Raw genomic sequence first — 4,086 nt, forward strand, 5'->3', positions numbered from 1 at the left:
CAGCGGGCTGGATGCCGGGTACTGGTACACCAACCTCCGGCAGACGGTCCGGTTCGAGACCGCTGTACGGAGTCTGTTGGCCGACGGCTTTGATGGGTTCATCGAGGTCAGCGGGCATCCCGTCTTGACTGCTGCGGTGGAGCAGACCGCGGAGCAAGTCCCCGATGCTTCCGATGTGGTGGTGTTGGGGACGTTGCGCCGGGATGAAGACGAACAGCGGCGGCTGTTGATGTCGCTCGGTGAGGCCTTCGTGGCTGGGTTGCCGGTGGACTGGTCGGCGGTGCTGCCTGCCGACGCCGCGCCTGTTGATGATCTGCCGACGTATGCCTTCCAGCGGGAGCGCTACTGGCTCCACGCCACACCCGCGCGTCCTGGCACAGGTGAGGCACAGAGCGACCATGCCGAACGGCAGTTCTGGCAGGCCCTGGACAGCGGGGACCACACCGCCCTGGGAGACGCCCTCGGGGTGGCCGACTCGGCGCAGGTTGGCGACGTCATCTCGCTGCTCACGCCGTGGCGGCGGCACAACCGGCGGCTGTCCGCATCGGACGGTTGGCGCTATCGGATCGGCTGGCATCCCGTCGCCACCGATGACGCCACCCGGCTCACGGGCACCTGGCTGCTTGTGGCCCCCTCCGGGAGACCCGATGACGCGTTGCTCGCCGGCGTCGAGGACGCGCTGACCCGGTCCGGCGCCGAAGTGGTCCGCCTTTCGGCTGACGTGAACCTTGACCGTGCCGGGCTCGCACGGCGCCTGGCGGCCCTGGACACACCCGAGCCGAGCGGAGTGCTCTCGCTGCTCGCCCACGATGAGGCCCGCCATCCGGAACACCCCGAATTGGCGGTCGGTGTCACGGCCACACTAACGCTGCTTCAAGCGCTGGGCGATGCGGGGATCGACGCGCCGCTCTGGTGCACCACGCGCGGAGCCACCCGTGTCCCCGGCACGGATGGGGAGACATCTCCGGAGCAGGCCCAGGCGTGGGGGCTGGGCTTGGTGGCCGGGCTTGAGCACCCCGAGCGCTGGGGCGGGCTTGTCGACCTCCCGGAAACACCGGATGAGCAGGCTGTACGCCACCTGGCTCGCGTCGTCGCGGGGCTGAACGGCGAGGACCAGGTGGCCGTACGCCGAGCTGGTGTCTTCGCGCGCCGCCTCCTGCGCGCCATGCCGCCGAAGGCACGCCACGCCACCGCGTGGCGGCCTCGCGGCACCGTCCTGGTCACCGGCGGCACGGGTGCGGTCGGGTCACATGTCGCGCGCTGGCTCGCCGCCAACGGTGCCGAACATCTCGTACTGATCAGCCGGAGCGGCCGTTCCACCGCCGACTCGGAAGAGCTCGAGGCCGAGCTGGCCGCCCTTGGCGCACGGACGACGATCGAGGCGTGTGATGTCACCGACCGTGCCGCGCTGGCCGACCTCGTAGACCGAGTGGCCTCGGAAGAATCACCGATCCGCGCTGTCATCCACGCGGCCGGGGCTGTCAGCTCGATTCCTGTTGCCGACACTCGTATCGAGAACCTTGCCGAGGTGATCTCCGCCAAGGTCGTCGGAGCAACACACCTGGACGGCCTCTTCCAGGACGGCGACACTCTGGACGCCTTCATTCTCTTCTCCTCGGGCGCCGGGATCTGGGGTGGCAGCGGGCAGGCCGCCTACGCCGCGGCCAACGCGCACTTGGACGCCCTCGCACACAGCCGACGGGCAAAGGGGCTGCCGGCTGTCGCGATGGCCTGGGGCATGTGGAACGGCGGCGGAATGGCCGGCGGCGATGTCGCCGGGTGGATGCGCAGCCGCGGTCTGCGAGCCATGGCTCCGGAGACGGCAGTGGCCGTCCTGGGTGACACGGCCCTGGCCCACGAGACATCGGTGGTCGTGGCCGACATCGACTGGCAGCGATTCGCACCGCAGTTCACCGCCGCACGACCGAGTGCACTGCTGTCCGCACTGCCGGAAGCCCAGGAGGCACTGGAACGCGGCGACACGGCAGGGCCCGCTGCCGCGGTCGCTACCCAGGCCCCGGACTCCGCACTGCGGACTTCTCTCATCGGCCTGTCCGAGGCCGAGCAGCACGCGATGGTCCTGGACCTGGTACGCGCCCGGGCCGCGGAAGTCCTGGGTCACGGGACCTTTGACGCGATCAGCCCCGACAAGGCATTCCGGGACTTCGGCTTCGACTCGCTGACGGCCGTCCAGCTGCGGAACCGGTTGAACGCCGTGACGGGGCTGCGGTTGCCGACGACGGTGGTGTTCGACCATCCGACACCGATGGCGCTGGCTCGCTTTGTGCGTGCCGAGGTGCTGGGGGTGCCTGAGGCGGCGGCCGAACTGGTACCGGTGGCGGCGGGAGTTCTGGGGTCTGCGGCTGAGGATCCGATCGCCGTGGTGGGGATGGGGTGTCGTTTTCCGGGTGGGGTGGTGTCTCCGGAGGACTTGTGGCGGTTGGTGGTGTCGGGTGGGGATGCGGTGTCGGGTTTTCCGGAGGACCGTGGGTGGGATCTGGAGGGGTTGTTCGACCCCGATCCGGATGCGGTGGGGAAGTCGTATGTGCGTGAGGGCGGGTTTCTGCATGCGGCGGGTGAGTTCGATGCGGGGTTCTTTGGTATTTCGCCGCGTGAGGCGTTGGCGATGGATCCGCAGCAGCGGTTGCTGTTGGAGACGTCGTGGGAGGCGTTTGAGCGGGCGGGTATTGATCCGGCCTCGCTACGCGGCAGCCAGACCGGTGTCTTCATCGGGGCGATGACGCAGGACTACGGGCCGCGGCTGCACCAGGGGACCGCGGAAACGGAAGGCTACATTCTCACCGGCACGACCGGCAGCGTGACGTCCGGCCGTCTGTCCTACACATTCGGCCTGGAGGGACCGGCCGTCACCATGGACACCGGCTGCTCGTCGTCGCTGGTGGCGTTGCATCTGGCGGTGCAGGCGCTGCGACGGGGCGAGTGCTCGCTGGCCCTGGCGGGCGGCGTGACCGTCATGCCGACCCCCGGTCCGTTTATCGAGTTCAGTCGTCAGCGGGGGTTGGCGGTGGATGGGCGGTGTAAGGCGTTTGGGGAGGGTGCGGATGGTACGGGGTGGTCTGAGGGTGTGGGTGTGTTGGTGGTGGAGCGGTTGTCGGATGCTCTTCGTGCGGGTCATCGGGTGTTGGCGGTGGTGCGTGGTTCTGCGGTGAATCAGGATGGTGCGTCGAATGGGTTGACGGCGCCGAATGGTCCGTCGCAGCAGCGGGTGATTCGGCAGGCGTTGGGGGATGCGCGGCTGGGTGTGGGCGATGTTGATGTGGTTGAAGCGCATGGGACGGGGACGACGCTGGGCGACCCGATCGAGGCGCAGGCGTTGCTGGCCACGTATGGCCAGGGCCGGGAGGAGGATCGGCCGTTGTGGCTGGGGTCGCTGAAGTCGAACATCGGGCACACGCAGGCGGCGGCGGGTGTGGCGGGTGTCATCAAGATGGTGATGGCGATGCGGCAAGGGATCTTGCCGCGGACATTGCACATTGATGAGCCGTCGTCTCATGTGGACTGGTCGGCGGGGGCGGTGGAGCTGCTGACCGAGCAGCGTGACTGGCCGGAGACCGGGCAGCCCCGTCGGGCGGGAGTGTCGGCCTTCGGCGTGGGCGGCACCAACGCGCATGTGATCTTGGAGCAGGCGCCGTCCGGACCGCAGACGGAAGATCGACCGGCCGGCACATCCGGTACAGGCACGGTGGTGCCGTGGGTGGTGTCGGGGAAGTCTGCGGTGGCGTTGCGTGGGCAGGTGGCTCGGTTGCGGGGGTATGTGGCGGAGCGGGTTGATGTGGATGTGGTGGGTGGGGCGTGTGGGTTGGTGGGGCGGTCGGTGTTTGAGCATCGTGCGGTGGTGGTGGCCGGGGACCGCGAGGAGCTGCTGGCTGGCCTGGATGCGGGTGTGGTGGCCGGCCGGGTGGTGGGGTCGGCTGGTCGGGTGGTGTTGGTGTTTCCGGGTCAGGGTTCGCAGTGGTTGGGGATGGCGGGGGGTTTGTTGGGGTCGTCGGTGGTGTTCCGGGAGCGGATGGTGGAGTGTGAGGCGGCGTTGGCGCCGTTTGTCGATTGGTCGCTCCTGGAGGTGGT

General features: G+C 68.9%; 1 protein-coding gene. It reads left to right on the top strand.

What is annotated here, in order from left to right:
• Positions 1 to 4,086, top strand: a 4,086-nt coding sequence (locus tag ACFV2X_RS55300; protein WP_385631853.1) for an SDR family NAD(P)-dependent oxidoreductase, incomplete at both ends; no start/stop codon positions are given.

The organism is Streptomyces sp. NPDC059679, from assembly GCF_042734105.1.
Lineage (GTDB): Bacteria > Actinomycetota > Actinomycetes > Streptomycetales > Streptomycetaceae > Streptomyces.